This window comes from Streptomyces sp. AC558_RSS880, assembly GCF_019049255.1.
In the GTDB taxonomy this organism is placed as follows: Bacteria; Actinomycetota; Actinomycetes; order Streptomycetales; family Streptomycetaceae; genus Streptomyces.
In genome coordinates, this window is sequence record NZ_JAGMUJ010000081.1 from 120,998 (window position 1) to 135,071 (window position 14,074).

7 protein-coding genes are annotated in these 14,074 nt (G+C 75.0%); 1 reads left to right on the top strand and 6 read right to left on the bottom strand.

Translation table 11 applies throughout. The annotated features are described in order from the left end of the window. Positions 1 to 1,177, top strand: a 1,177-nt coding sequence (locus tag KUM38_RS24765; RefSeq protein ID WP_217131760.1) for a beta-ketoacyl reductase, incomplete at its 5' end; no start/stop codon positions are given. A gap of 72 nt (positions 1,178 to 1,249) precedes the next feature. Here KUM38_RS24765 and KUM38_RS24770 read toward each other — a convergent pair. From KUM38_RS24770 to KUM38_RS24795, 6 genes are all read right to left on the bottom strand, one after another. Further along, positions 1,250 to 2,665, bottom strand: coding sequence for an NAD(P)/FAD-dependent oxidoreductase (locus KUM38_RS24770; RefSeq protein ID WP_217131762.1), 1,416 nt, complete (start codon positions 2,663 to 2,665; stop codon positions 1,250 to 1,252). A gap of 48 nt (positions 2,666 to 2,713) precedes the next feature. Further along, positions 2,714 to 3,163, bottom strand: a complete 450-nt coding sequence (locus KUM38_RS24775) for a nuclear transport factor 2 family protein (protein ID WP_217131764.1) — start codon at positions 3,161 to 3,163, stop codon at positions 2,714 to 2,716. Between the two features lie 7 nt (positions 3,164 to 3,170). Further along, on the bottom strand, positions 3,171 to 11,282 hold the full coding sequence (locus KUM38_RS24780) for a type I polyketide synthase (protein ID WP_217131781.1): 8,112 nt from the start codon (positions 11,280 to 11,282) through the stop codon (positions 3,171 to 3,173). A gap of 526 nt (positions 11,283 to 11,808) precedes the next feature. After that, positions 11,809 to 12,474, bottom strand: a complete 666-nt coding sequence (locus tag KUM38_RS24785) for a class I SAM-dependent methyltransferase (protein ID WP_217131783.1) — start codon at positions 12,472 to 12,474, stop codon at positions 11,809 to 11,811. A 189-nt stretch (positions 12,475 to 12,663) separates the two neighbouring features. Continuing rightward, the gene (locus tag KUM38_RS24790; RefSeq protein WP_217131785.1) at positions 12,664 to 13,071 is read right to left on the bottom strand and encodes a cobalamin B12-binding domain-containing protein; all 408 of its coding nucleotides are present in this window, start codon (positions 13,069 to 13,071) and stop codon (positions 12,664 to 12,666) included. A 28-nt stretch (positions 13,072 to 13,099) separates the two neighbouring features. Continuing rightward, positions 13,100 to 14,074: acyl-CoA mutase large subunit family protein (locus KUM38_RS24795; RefSeq protein ID WP_217131787.1), on the bottom strand; the 975-nt coding region annotated here is incomplete at its 5' end.

Sequence of the window (14,074 nt, forward strand, 5' to 3'; positions counted from 1 at the left end):
TACGGGCACGCTGGGTGCTCTGGTGGCCCGGCACCTGGTCACCGAGCACGGCGTGCGCAGTCTGGTGCTGACCAGTCGGCGTGGTCTGGATGCCCCGGGTGCGGACGCGTTGGTGGCCGAGCTGGCCGCTTTGGGTGCGCAGGTGCGTGTGGAGGCGTGTGACGCCGCCGACCGTGACGCACTGGCCGCCGTCATCGACCGCGTCCCGGCAACCGCCCCGCTCACGGGTGTGGTCCACGCGGCCGGGGTGCTCGATGACGGCCTCATCGAGACCATGGACACCGACCGGCTGGAGCGGGTGCTGCGGGCCAAGGTCGACGGCGCGGTCCACCTGCACGAACTGACCGCCGACCACGACCTCGCCGCCTTCGTCCTCTTCTCCTCCCTCGCGGGCCTGCTCGGCAGCGCGGGACAGGCCAACTACGCCGCCGCCAACACCTTCCTCGACGCCCTCGCCCAGGACCGGCGCGCCCGGGGCCTGACCGCCACCTCGCTGGCCTGGGGCCTGTGGGCGGAGGCCAGCGGACTCACCGGGGAACTCGCCGAGGCCGACCTGGCCCGGATGGCGCGCGGCGGGATCATGCCGATGGCGTCGGACCTGGGACTGGCCCTGTTCGACACCGCTCGCGGTACCGACGAGGCCCTGCTGGCGCCCGTGCGGATCGACAGCGGCGTGCTGCAGGCCGGCCTGGTGGCTCCGATCCTGCGCGGACTCGCCCGCGGGCCGGCCCGGCGTGCCGCCTCGGCCGGCACCGCGGCGACCGGACCGTCGCTCGACCAGCGGCTGGCCGGTCTGTCGGCGGCCGACCAGGAGGAGCTCCTGCTCGACCTGGTCCTCGCCGACGTCGCCGCGGTCCTCGGACACGGCTCGGGAGGAGCGGTCGACCCGGACCGGGCCTTCCGGGATCTCGGGTTCGACTCGCTGACCGCGGTCGAACTGCGCAACCGTCTCACCGCCGACACGGGGCTGCGGCTGCCCGCCACCCTGGTCTTCGACCACCCCAGCCCGGGTGAACTCGCCCGTCGGCTCCGCGAGGAGCTCGCCCCGGAACCGGTCGGCGCGCCCGACGGGAACGATGCCGTCGAGGCGCTCGCCGACACCGCCGTCGCGTCCATCGCCGCGATGGACACCGACGACCTCATCCGTCTGGCCCTCGACGGCAGCGAGGAGTCCTGACCCCCTTCCCCGGTCGGGAGCACACGAGAGGGGGCGGTCGGCCTGAGCCGACCGCCCCCTCTCGTCGCGCCGTCAGCGGCCCAGCAGCGCCGACTCGTCCTTGCGCAGCGGCGGTTCGGTCACGACGGGACCGGTGGCCGGGCGGGCGGCGAGCCGCTGGACCGCGGCGACCACCTCGGGCGCCCGCAGCCGGGTCAGCGGCGCGGACAGCGTCGTGACCTCCATCGTCGCCGCCGCCACGGCGGGCTCGGAGAGCGCCGCCGTCGACACCAGGTCCGCGAACTGACGTCCCGCGGGGGAGGGATCGGCCAGGCGGGCGTCGGTGACCTCCGCGCGGCAGCCCGGATAGCCGAGGTCCTGGGTGGTCGCCAGGATCCAGGCGTCGTCGATCGCCGCGCTCACCGCCCGCTGCGCGCGCCGGGCGAGGTGCGGGACCAGGCCGCCGGACCGGCGCAGCTCGCCGTCGAGGGCGAGGGCGCTGTGCGCGGCACAGCTCATCCCGTGCCCGTACACCGGGTTGAAGGCCGCCAGCGCGTCCCCGAGGACGACGAAGCCCTCGGGCCACGGGGTGACCTGCTCGTAGTGCAGCCGCCGGTTGTGGGTGCTGCGCGACCCCTGCACCTCGGTGACCGGCTCGGCGGTGGCGATGAGGTCACCGACGATCGGGTGCCGTACCGCCCCGGCGAACGCGGCGAAGCCCTCCTCGCCGTTCGGCGGCTCCGCGCCCCGGGTGCCCGAGACGGTGACGATCCACCGGCCGCCCTCGATCGGGACGAGCACCGCGCTCTGCCCCGGCCGCCCCGAACGGTGGTCCGGGTAGACGCTGACCACGGGGAAGTCCTTCTCCGCCCCGGCCGGCGCCCGGAAGACGCGGCTGGAGTAGCGCAGCCCGGAGTCGACGGTCTCCTCCCGCACGGCGGGCGCTCCCAGCTCCGCCAGCCACTTCTTCGCCGGCGACCCCCGGCCGGTGCTGTCGACCACGAAGTCCGCCGCCAGCTCCGTCGGCCCGGCCGAACCGTCGCGCGGCTGGAGGGCGACGCCGGTGACGCGCCCGGCGCGGACGCGCGGACCCAGCACGTCCGTCCCGTCGAGCAGGGTGATCCGTCGGTCGCGCAGCACGCCGGTGCGGACCGTCCAGTCGAGCAGCTCCCGACTGCACGTGATCATGAACTGGGTGCCGGGGAACCGCTGTTGCCAGCCGTACGCGGTCAGCGACACCACGTCGGCGGGCAGACCGATCCGGTGCGCCCCCGCGGCCAGCAGCCGTTCGGTGGTGCCGGGCAGCAGTCCGTCGACGGCCCGCGCGCCGCCGGACATGAGCAGATGCGCGTGCCGCGCCTGCGGCAGCCCCTTGCGCAGGTACGGGCCGTCGGGCATCGTGTCGCGGTCCACCACGGTGACGGAGTCCACGTGGTCGGCCAGGACGCGCGCCGTCAGCATCCCCGCGAGTCCGGCGCCCAGCACCACGGCGCGCTTCGAGTCGGTCATCGGTACGCCACACCCTTCAAGTCGTCGTTCACGGCCCGGAGGCCCGCGTCATTCGGGGCCGAGGAACACCACGTCGGACAGCCCCCAGTAGCCCTGCATCCCGGAGATCAGCCCGTCCGCTCCGACCTTGACGGTCATGACGTACTCGAATCGGACACGGGTGCCGGGACCGCTGTCCTCGGGCGGCGCGGGGATGAACCCCAGGCGCACCAGATTCGGCCCCCAGGGCAGGTAGTTCATGGTCGTGACGACCGGTACCGCGGCGGTCGCGCCGTCCTGCGCCGCGACCGGTGTGCCGGCGTCCTCGTAGGCGTGGCACTGGATGGCCGCGCCCGCGTGGGCGCGCAGCGCCTCGATCCCGGTGCGCGTCCCGGTACCGACCGGGTCCTCGAAGGTCACCTCGGGCGAGTAGAGGGCGAGCAGCCCTTCCAGGTCGCCGGCGTTCACCCGGCGGCAGTGCTCCACCACCAGGTGCTTGCAGAGATTCTCGTCGGGCACGGTGACCTCACATGCTCACGTCGGTGGTGCCCCAGAAGGTCCTGGCCTCCTCGATCAGCCCGTCGTCGCCGATGCGGAACGTCATCACGGCGTCGACGGTGACCCGCTTGCGGTCGGGATCCTCCATGTTGACCAGGTCGGCGGTGACCGACGCGGCGACGTGGCGCTCGTCGTGCGCGCCGACGACGGAGTGGACGGTGTCCTTGATGTCGGCCTGGCGGATGGTGACGTCGTAGAAGTGGCGCAGCGCCTCGTGGCCGCGGGTGACGGGGGCGCCCAGGGGGTCCTCGATGTAGCCGTCCGGGGCGAACATGGAGACCACCCCGTCGACGTCACCCGCGTTGAGCCTGCGGTAGTACTCCGTGATGATCTTCTTGCGGGTGGGTTCGTCGGTCATGCTGCTCCCTCCGTCGGTGGCACTCGGCCGGAACGCGCCCAGCCAGTACGGCTCGCGCTGGAACGGGTACGTCGGCAGGTCGACCGGCCGGGCGTGGACGTCCTGGACGAGGGCGGTGTGGTCCAGGTCGGCGCCGGCCGCGTACAGCCGGGCCACCGCCCGTGCGAACGCCCGGGGGGCGGGCGCCCCGTCCTGGTACAGGTGGACAGTGACCGCGCCGGCGCCGGGCCGGTCCTCGCGGGGGGACCCGAGGTCCACCACGAGGTCGGCGCCGTGGGCCGGGCCGTCCTGTCCGGCCGCCGCCTCGCCGTCGTCCGGTACGGCACCGGCGAGCAGCGCCCCGGCGTCGATCCGCGCGCCGCTGCCGGCCGTCAGGGCCGCCGTCCGCGGCGGCGCGGCCGTACGGTCCTCCAGGCCGTCCGTGCGGCCGGCGGCCACGCGGGCCGCCTGGGCGAGGGTCAGGCCGCCGCTGAGGTGGGCGGCGGCGACCTGTCCGCCGCCCCGGCCGATCAGGGTGTCCGGGCGCAGGCCGCGGCTCTCCAGCAGCCGGTGGGCGGCGACGTTCGCCGCGAACGCGGCCGCCTCCGCGTGCGCCACGGCGTCCCGCGCGTCCCGTGTGCCCGGCGCGGCCAACGGCTCGTCCAGGTGGGGAGCGAGGGCGCGGGCGGCCTCGTCCCAGGCCCGGGCGTAGGCGGGGTACGCGGTGTACAGCTCGGCCTCGGCGGCGGGCCGCCGCTCGTCGGCGCCGGACAGCAGGACCGCCAGGCGTGCGCCCTCGCCGCCGGACCGGCCGGTGAGCAGGTCCGGGTGGGGGGCGCCGGCGGCCAGGGCGGTCAGCGCGTCGAGGAGTCCGGCCCGGTCCTGCGCCAGGACGACGGCGCGTTCCTCGAAGGCGGTGCGGGCGGCCAGCGACCGGGCGACCTCGGCCGGGGTGACCGTGTCGTCGGCGGCGAGCCGGTCGCGCAGCCTCCGGGCGTGCGCGGCGAGGGCGGGGCCCGTACGGGCCGACAGCAGACAGGGCGGCGGGGCCGTCCCGGCGTCGGGGGAGGACGTCGGGAGCGGCGCCTCGGGCGTGTCGGGCGCCTGCTCCAGGATGACGTGCACCTTGGTGCCGTTGCCGCCGAACGAGGACACCCCGGCGCGGCGCGGCCGTCCGGTCTCCGGCCAGGCCACGGCCCGACGGGCCAGGGCGACGCCGCCGCCCTCCCAGTCGACCTCGGCCAGCGGCTCGGCGGTGTACAGCGCCTCGGGCACGATGCCGTGCCGCATCGACAGGATCGTCTTGATGACCCCGACGACACCCGACGCGGCATGCGGATGACCGATGTTGGCCTTGACGCTGCCCAGCCACACCGGACGGTCGGCGGGACGGTGCCGGCCGTAGGCGTCGATGACCGCCTCGGCCTCGACGGCGTCGCCGAGCGGAGTGCCGGTGCCGTGCCCCTCGACCACGTCGACGTCGGCCGGGCCGAGGCCGGCGTCGGCCAGCGCGAGCCGCATGACCTGGCTCTGCGAGGGGCCGTGCGGGGCGGTCATCCCGTTGCTCGCCCCGTTGTGGTTGAGGGCCGAGCCGCGGATCACCGCCAGCACCCGGTGGCCACGCCGACGGGCCTCGGAGAGACGCTCGAGGACCAGCAGACCGGCGCCCTCACCCCACCCCGTGCCGTCGGCGTCGGCGGAGAACGACTTGCAGCGGCCGTCCGCGGCGATGCCGCCGAGGTTCTCGAAGGCCGCCGGGAACGCCAGCACGGTGACACCGCCGACCAGCGCGGAGGCGCACTCGCCGCGCAGCAGCGCCTGGCGGGCCAGGTGCAGGGCGACGCCGGAGGACGAACAGCCGGTGTCCACGGTGAGCGTCGGCCCCTCCAGGCCGAAGGTGTAGGCCACCCGGGCGCAGGCGAAGGGGGAACCGGCGCCGGAGGACACGTACGGCAGACTCGCCTCGGGAACCTGCCGCAGGTCGGAGACGTAGTTCTGGAAGAACGTGCCGAGGTAGACGCCGGTGCGCGACCCGCGCAGCCGCCGCGGGTCCTCACCGGTGCGTTCCCACGCCTCCCAGGCCAGCTCCAGCAGCAGCCGCTGCTGCGGGTCGATGACCAGCGCCTCCTCCGGGCTGATGCCGAAGAACGCCGGATCGAACCCCGAGGCACCGCTGATGAAGCCGCCCTCGGACAGCAGGCCCACACCGGGCATGGCGTCGTTCCAGGCGGCGAACCGGTTCAGGTTCCAGCCGCGGTCGTCCGGGGCGGGCCCGACCGCGTCACCGCCGGACACCAGCAGCTCCCACAGCTCGTCCGGCGACGCGATGCCGCCGGGCAGCCGGCAGCTCATCCCGACGACGACCACCGGGTCGCTGTCGTCGGCCGGCCCCTCGCGGTGCGCGGCGGCCGGGGCCGCGGCGGTGGCCTCCTCCTCGTCACCGGTGAGCCGGGTGCGCAGGTGCTGGGCGAGGGCGTGCGGAGTGGGATGGTCGTAGACCAGGCCGACCGGCAGGCGCAGGCCGGTGGCGGCGGCCAGCCGGTTGCGCAGGTCCACCGAGCTGAGCGAGTCGAAGCCCAGCTCCCTGAAGAGCCGCCGGGCGCCGACCGCGTCGCCGCCCGCGTGGCCGAGGACGGCCGCCGCCTGCTCACGGACGAGGTCGAGCAGGATCCGGGTGCGTTCGGCGGGGGGCTCACCGGCCAGCCGGGCGGTCAGACGCGGTGTGGCGTCCGTCCCCGTGCCGGCGGCACGCCGCAGCGGGGTGCGGATCAGGCCGCGGAACAGCGGGGGCGGCGCGCTGCCGGCGAGCTGCCGGGCGAACGCGCCGAGGTCCGTGGGCAGCGGCACGAACAGCGCGGTGCCGGTGCGCACCGCGGCGTCGAACATGGCCAGGCCGTCCGCGGTGGACAGGGTGCCGAAGCCGGCGCCGGTCATCCTGTCCCGGCCGGACTCCACGCGCCGGGTCAGCTCGCTCAGCTCCTCCCACATGCCCCACGCCAGGGAGGTGGCGGGCAGGCCCCGGGCGCGGCGCCGCGCGGCCAGGGCGTCCAGGAAGGTGTTGGCGGCCGCGTAGTTGGCCTGCCCGGCGGTGCCGAGGACGCCGGCGGCCGAGGAGAACAGCACGAACGCGGCCAGCGGCAGGTCGCGGGTGAGCTCGTCGAGGTGGACGGCGGCGTCCGCCTTGGGGCGGAAGACGGTCGCGACCCGTTGCGGGGTCAGCGCGTCCAGCACGGCGTCGTCGAGGACGCCGGCGGCGTGCACGACGGCGGTGAGGGGGTGCTCCGCGGGCACGGCGGCCAGCACGGCGGCGAGCGCGTCCCGGTCGGCGGCGTCGCACGCGGCGACGGTGGCGTGGGCGCCCAGCCCGTGCAGCTCGTCGACGAGTTCCCGGGCGCCCGGTGCGTCCGGCCCCCGCCGGCTGAGCAGCAGCACCCGGCGGACGCCGTGTCCGCGCACCACATGCCGGGCCACGAGCGCGCCGAGGGTGCCGGTGCCGCCGGTGATCAGCACGGTGCCGTCCGGGTCGAGCGGCGTGCGGCCGGCCGACGCGGCGGTGGAGGCACGGCCGAGGCGGGGCGCGCGCACCACGCCGCCGCGCACGGCCAGCCGGGGTTCGCCCGCCGCCAGGGCCGCGCGCAGCGGTCCGGCGGAGACCGGGCCGTCGGTGTCGAGCAGCAGGACCCGCCCGGGATGTTCGGCGTCGGACGAGCCGACCAGCCCCCACAAGGGGGCGGCCGTCAGGTCGGGAGCCTCGCCGTCGCCCGCGGCGACCGCCGTACGGGTGAGCAGCACCAGACGGCTGTCCGCGAGCGGTTCCTCGGCCAGGAACGCCTGGAGGATCTCCAGGGCCGCGCAGACGGCGGCCTCCGGCCCGGCGCCCGCGGCGGCGGGGACGACGACGGTGTCGGGGGCGGGGGCGCCCGCCGCGACGGCCGCGGTCAGCGCGGCCAGGTCGGGGTGGACGGACACGTCGGCGCCGGCGTCGCGCAGGGCGGCGGACAGGGCGCCGTGACCGGGGTCGTCGGCGAGCAGCGCCCAGTTCCCGGCCGGCCCGTCCGACGGTCCGGCCACCGGGGCCCATCCGACGGTGAAGAACGCGTCGCGCGGCACGCCTCCGGGCGCCGCCGCGTCCTGCGGGGCCGCCGGACCGAAGACCACCGGGCCGACGTCGGCCAGCGGTTGCCCGGCGGCGTCGGCGAGCGCCATCAGGACCGCGCCGTCGGCGCCGGGACGCAGCCGGACGCGCGCGGAGTCCGCGCCGGTGGCGTGCACGGCGACCCGGCCCAGCGAGGTCGGCACCCACGGGCCGCCACCGGTGCCGTCCGGTTCGGGACCGGCGAGCCGCCAGGCCCGCAGGGCGGCGTCGAGCAGCGCGGGATGGATGCGGTGACCGCGCGTCTCGCGCGCGCCGTCGGACAGCACCACGTCGGCGAGGACCTCGTCGCCCCGGCGCCACAGCCCGCGGATCACCGCGCCCCCGGCCGGGCCGTCGTCGTCCGGGAACGGCAGCGGGCCGGCGTCCCGGGGCGGCCACCCGCCGCCCTCCGCGACCGGTACCGGCGGCGGCTCGGTGAGTTCGGCGGTCGCGTACCGGACCCACCGGCCGTCGGCGACGTCGGGGTGACGCGCGTGCACGGTGAGACGGCGGGCGGCGCCTCCCGCCCGGTCGGCGGTCACCTGGACCCGGGTGGCGCCCGTCGTGGGCAGCACCAGCGGCCGCTCCAGGGCCAGCGCCGCCACGCCGGCGCCGACCTCGTCGGCGGCCCGCACCGCCAGCTCCGCCACGTCGGCGGCGCCCACCGCGGGCAGGCCACCGGCCTCGTGCCGCGCGGCCGGACCGGCGGCCTCGACGACACCGGTCAGCACGACCGCGTCCCGGTCGGCCAGCTCCACCGCGGCACCGAGCACCGGATGGCCGGCGGCGTCCAGACCGAGCGCGGAGGGCTCCGCGGCCGCCGCGTCGGGCGACAGCCAGTAGCGGGAACCCTGGAACGGATAGGTGGGCAGGTCCACGTCCGCCGCGTCGACACCGGCGAACAGCGCGGCCGGATCGACCCTGGTGCCGCGCACCACGGCCTCGGCCAGCGAGGTGCGCAGCCGCGACAGCGAGCCGTCGTCCCGGCGCAGCGTGCCGACGACGGCGGCGTCCGCCTCGACGGTCTCGGCACACTCCTCGATCGCCGCCGTGAGCACCGGATGCGGGCTGGACTCGACGAAGACACCGTGGCCGCAGGCGAGCAGGGCGCGCACCCCCTGCTCCAGCAGGACGGGCTGCCGCAAATTGCGGTACCAGTACCCGGCGTCCAGCCGCGCGGTGTCGATCCAGTCACCGGTGACGGTCGACCAGAACGGCACCTCGCACGCCCGGGGCGCGATGTCCGCGAGGTCCGCCGCCAGCCGCTCGCGCAGCGACTCGACCTGCGCGGAGTGCGAGGCGTAGTCGACGGGGACACGGCGCACCCGCACCCCGTCGGCCTCGCAGGCCCGCACGAAGTCGGCGAGGGGGGCCGCGGCGCCGGAGACGACGGTGGCGCGGGGGCCGTTGTGGGCGGCGACCGACAGCGGCAGCCCGTCCCGGTCGAAGCGGGCGAGCACCTCGTCGGCCGGCAGCGCCACCGAGGCCATCCCGCCGTGCCCGGCCAGCTCCGCGGCGATGGCCCGGCTGCGCAGCGCGACGACCTTGGCACCGTCCTCCAGCGACAGCGCCCCCGCCGCGCAGGCCGCCGCGATCTCCCCCTGGGAATGGCCCAGGACGGCGGCCGGCCGCACCCCGTGGTCCTGCCACAGCCGGGCCAGGGAGACCATCACCGCCCACAGGGCGGGCTGTACGACGTCGACCCGGACCAGCGCGGCCTCGTCGTCCAGCACCTCGGTCAACCGCCGGCCGGTGTAGGGCGCGAGGGCCTCCTCGCAGGCGGCGAGGTGGGCGGCGAACTCCGGGCACTCCGCGCGCAGCCGCGTCGCCATCCCGGTCCACTGGGAGCCCTGGCCGGGAAAGACGAACACGACCTTGCCGCGCACCGCGGCCGCCCCCGTCACCAGGGACGGCGACGTCCCGCCCGATGCGAGGGCGCTCAACGGCTCCCGGGCGCCCTCCAGGCCGTCGGCCAGGACCACCGCCCGGTGCTCGAACGCGGTCCGCCGGCAGGCCAGGGCGGCGCCCACGGCGACGGGATCCGCCTGCGGAGTGCGGGCGCACCACCGCGCCAGCTGCCCGGCGCGGGCCCGCAGCGCCTCGGGGGTGGCCGCCGACAGCAGCAACGGCACGGGCCCGCGGCCCGGCAGACCCGGTACGGCCCGCTCCCCGGCCGTGGCCGCCGGCGGGTCGTCCTCGGGCGCCGCCTGCTCCAGGACGACGTGCGCGTTGGTGCCGCTGAGTCCGAACGAGGAGACGGCGGCACGGCGCGGCCGGCCGGTCCGCGGCCAGTCGCGGGGTTCGTCGGCGAGACGCACACTCCCCGCGGACCAGTCGATGTGCGGCGACGGGGCGTCCACGTGAAGGGTGCGCGGCACATGGGCGTGGCGCAGCGCCATCACGGTCTTGATGACTCCGGCGACGCCCGACGCGGCTTGTGAGTGCCCGATGTTGGACTTGACCGACCCCAGCCACAGCGGCTGTTCCGGGTCGCGTCGCTGCCCGTACGTGGCGAGCAGGGCCTGCGCCTCGATGGGGTCGCCGAGCGTGGTGCCCGTGCCGTGCGCCTCCACCAGGTCGACCTGGTCGGGGGAGACGCCGGCGTCGGCGAGCGCGGCGCGGATGACGCGCTGCTGGGAGGGGCCGTTGGGCGCGGTCAGTCCGTTCGACGCGCCGTCCTGGTTGACCGCCGAGCCGCGCAGTACGGCGAGCACCCGACGGCCGTTGCGCCGCGCGTCCGACAGCCGCTCGACCAGCAGCAGGCCCACGCCCTCGGCCCAGGAGGTCCCGTCGGCCGCGGCGGCGAACGGCTTGCACCGGTTGTCCGGTGCCATCATGCCCTGGCTGCTGAACCCGTAGAAGATGCTGGCGGTGGACATCACCGTCACCCCGCCGGCCAGGGCCAGCGAGCACTCGCCGTTGCGCAGCGCCCGCGCCGCCAGGTGCAGGGCGACCAGTGAGGAGGAGCAGGCGGTGTCCACGGTGACCGCCGGGCCCTCCAGGCCGTAGACGTAGGAGAGCCGGCCGGAGATGACGCTGCTGGAGGTGCCGCTGACCATGTAGGTGGCCACGCCCTCGGGCAGTTCGGTGACCCCGGTGCCGTAGCCGGTGGCGGTGGCGCCGATGAAGACACCGGTCCGGCTCCGCTTCAGCGAGGACGGCACGATGCCGACGTTCTCGAAGACCTCCCAGGAGGTCTCCAGCAGCAGCCGCTGCTGGGGGTCCATCGCCAGTGCCTCGCGCGGTGCGATGCCGAACACGGCGGGGTCGAAGCGGTCGACGTGGTCGACGAAGCCGCCCTGCGGGACCGGCCCGATGCCGTCGCTGGTGGCGGCGAGGTCCAGTACCTGCTGCTTCCAGCCGCGGTCGTCCGGCAGGTCGCCGATGGCGTCGGTGCCGTCGACGACCAGCCGCCACAGATCCTCGGCGGAGGAGACGGATCCCGGGTAGCGGCAGCTCATCCCGACGATCGCGATCGGCTCGTGCGCGGCATCGGCCAGTTCCTCGTTGCGCGCGCTGAGCTGCTCGTTCTGGGCGCGCAGCCGCTCGTTCTGGGTCAGGGACGCCCGCAGCGCGTCGACGAGCCGATCCTCGGAAGGGGCGGTCATGGTGAAACTCCGCTCGTCGGAGGGGCAGGCCGCACCGACGGACAAGCGCGACACGACTGCGGCTCAACCTAATGAGCCGCCCACGGCCTCCCAACCCCTCTACTTGGCCGGGCCGACCCCTCATCGCCCGTCCCCACCCCCTACCGCCCCCGCCCCTACCCGTCCCGACCGCCGCGCCACAGGCCCGACGAAGGCTGCCTGAGGAACAACTGACCTGATCAGACGCCTTGTCCGCGGTCCGGGCACACCGGGCCGCCCGCGTCACGCGTGCGGCGGGCGGCCGGACCGGTCTCGTCGCGGGCGACGTCCTCCGGCCCGAGCGGCAGCCGCATCGCCACGGCGACGCCGACCGGGCCACGGTGATCGACCGGCGCGTCGTCCCGTTCCGCTCTTCCTGCTCCAGGACTGGAGCAGGTCGAACAGCTTCCGCTCGCCGACGAGCCTCAGGGCTGAGGCCACGGCGCTGCCCGGTCCGTGTGTCGCCCCCCTGCCGCAGGCCTCGAAAAGCCGACCGCCTGCGGGAACGTCAGGGAACCTCGGCTTCGAAGAGGGCCGCGCAGCCGTGGACGGAGACCTTGTGGGTGGGGAAGCGGGCGGCCAACTCGGTGCGCAGGTCGTCGAGGTCGTCTTCGGAGTTGTGCATCACGCCGCGCCAGTTCCAGGCCGAGAAGGCGACCCGGGCAGCCGCCCCCACCGGTACGCCTCTGCTGAGCACGGTGGCGCCGAAGACGCGCCCACCCGGCCGTACGCAGGCCGCGACGTGGTCCAGCGCCTCGGCCTTCTGACGAATGGTGCCGGGCATGCAGTGCAGCAGGAAGTTCATCGACGCCGAACCGAAGGCCGCCTTGGGAAGCGGCAGCGGTTCCAGCGCGTTGGCCCGGACCGTGTCGACCTCGAAACGGGTCAGGCGACGGGCCGCGTGGCGCAGCGAGTGCTCGTTGAGGTCGGCCAAGGTGATGGCCTGCTGAGGCGCGGTACGGCAGTTGTCCAGGAAGTAGCCGGTGCCCACGCCGACGTCCAGATGGTTCGGGGAGACATTGCGGTCGAACATGGCGACCACCTCGGACACGGGGACGCGGAAGAGGAATCGGCAGTTGAACCGGAAGGCCACCATGTCGTACATGGCCAGTGTCCACGGCCGGTACAGGGCCTGGCCGGCGTGCACCTGGTCCGAGTGGGGCGACGTGGGCACCTGGAACCTCCGGCCGACGAGGGCGAACGCGTCTGACCACGACTATACGTGGGGCGGTACTGCCCTGCCCCGCACAGCAGTTGGCGGCCACCACCTCGGCCCACGGGTGCCGCCGTGCCCCTCCCACCCGCGGCGTCGCCGGTCGGACGGGCACGGCGGCATGCGCCGTGCGGCTGGTGAAAGCGCCGGTCAGGACCGGACCGTGCCGTCGACCCGGTCACGGAGCCATTCCACGATGTTCCCCGTCGGCGTTCCCGGCGTGAAGATCTCGGCCACCCCCAGCTCCTTGAGCGGCGCGATGTCCGCTTCGGGAATGATGCCGCCGCCGAAGACCTCGATGTCCGCGGCGTCGCGTTCCCTCAGCAGGCCGATCACTTTGGGAAAGACCGTCATGTGCGCCCCGGAGAGGACGGACAGACCCACGAAGTCGGCGTCCTCCTGGATCGCGGTGCTCACTATCTGCTCCGGCGTCTGGTGGAGACCGGTGTAGACGACCTCCATCCCGGCGTCACGCAGGGCCCGTGCGACGACCTTCGCCCCACGGTCGTGACCGTCGAGGCCCGGCTTGGCCACGATGATCCGGATATGGTCGTGCATGGTTGTGTCACCCTTTCGTACGGCGGGTTCAGAAGGCATCGGTGGGGGTGTAGGTGCCCCACACGTCACGGAGTGCGTTGCAGACCTCGCCGATGGTGGCACCGGCCGCGAGGGCGTCCTTCATCGGGTAGAGGACGTTGTCCGTGCCCTCGGCGGCCTTCTTCATCCGGGTGAGCGCTTCCTCCACACGGGAGAAGTCCCGCCAGGCGCGCAGCTTGCAAAGGCGTTCGGCCTGCTGGGCCTCGATGGCGGGGTCGACGCGGAGCGGTTCGTAGGGCTCCTCGGCGTCGAGCTGGAAGCGGTTGACGCCGACCACGACGCGTTCGCCGGAGTCGGTCTGCTGGGCGATGCGGTAGGCGGAGCGCTCGATCTCGTTCTTCTGGAAGCCGTGCTCGATGGCGTTGACCGCGCCGCCGAGGTCCTCGACCTTGCGCATGAGTTCCAGCGCCGCCGCCTCGACGTCGTCGGTCATCCTCTCGATGACGTAGGAGCCGGCGAACGGGTCGACGGTCGCGGTCACGTCCGTCTCGTGGGCGAGGACCTGCTGGGTGCGCAGGGCGAGCCGGGCGGACTTGTCGGTCGGCAGCGCGATCGCCTCGTCGAAGGAGTTGGTGTGCAGCGACTGGGTGCCGCCGAGCACCGCCGCCAGACCCTGGACGGCCACCCGCACCAGGTTCACCTCGGGCTGCTGGGCCGTCAGCTGCACCCCGGCCGTCTGCGTGTGGAAGCGCAGCATCAGCGACTTGGGATTCCGCGCACCGAACTCCTCACGCATCACCCGCGCCCAGATCCGGCGCGCCGCACGGAACTTGGCGACCTCCTCCAGGATCGTCGTGCGCGCCACGAAGAAGAACGACAGCCGCGGCGCGAAGTCGTCCACGTCCATACCGGCCTCGACCGCCGTGCGCACGTACTCGATGCCGTCCGCGAGGGTGAACGCGATCTCCTGCGCGGGCGAGGCACCCGCCTCGGCCATGTGGTAGCCGGAGATCGAGATCGTGTT

What these genes read in the sequence shown, in the direction of transcription:
- KUM38_RS24770 (WP_217131762.1), bottom strand. Translation starts at nt 2,665, where the DNA reads ATGACCGACTCGAAGCGCGCCGTGGTGCTGGGCGCCGGACTCGCGGGG.
- KUM38_RS24780 (WP_217131781.1), bottom strand. Translation starts at nt 11,282, where the DNA reads ATGACCGCCCCTTCCGAGGATCGGCTCGTCGACGCGCTGCGGGCGTCC.
- KUM38_RS24790 (WP_217131785.1), bottom strand. Translation starts at nt 13,071, where the DNA reads ATGCACGACCATATCCGGATCATCGTGGCCAAGCCGGGCCTCGACGGT.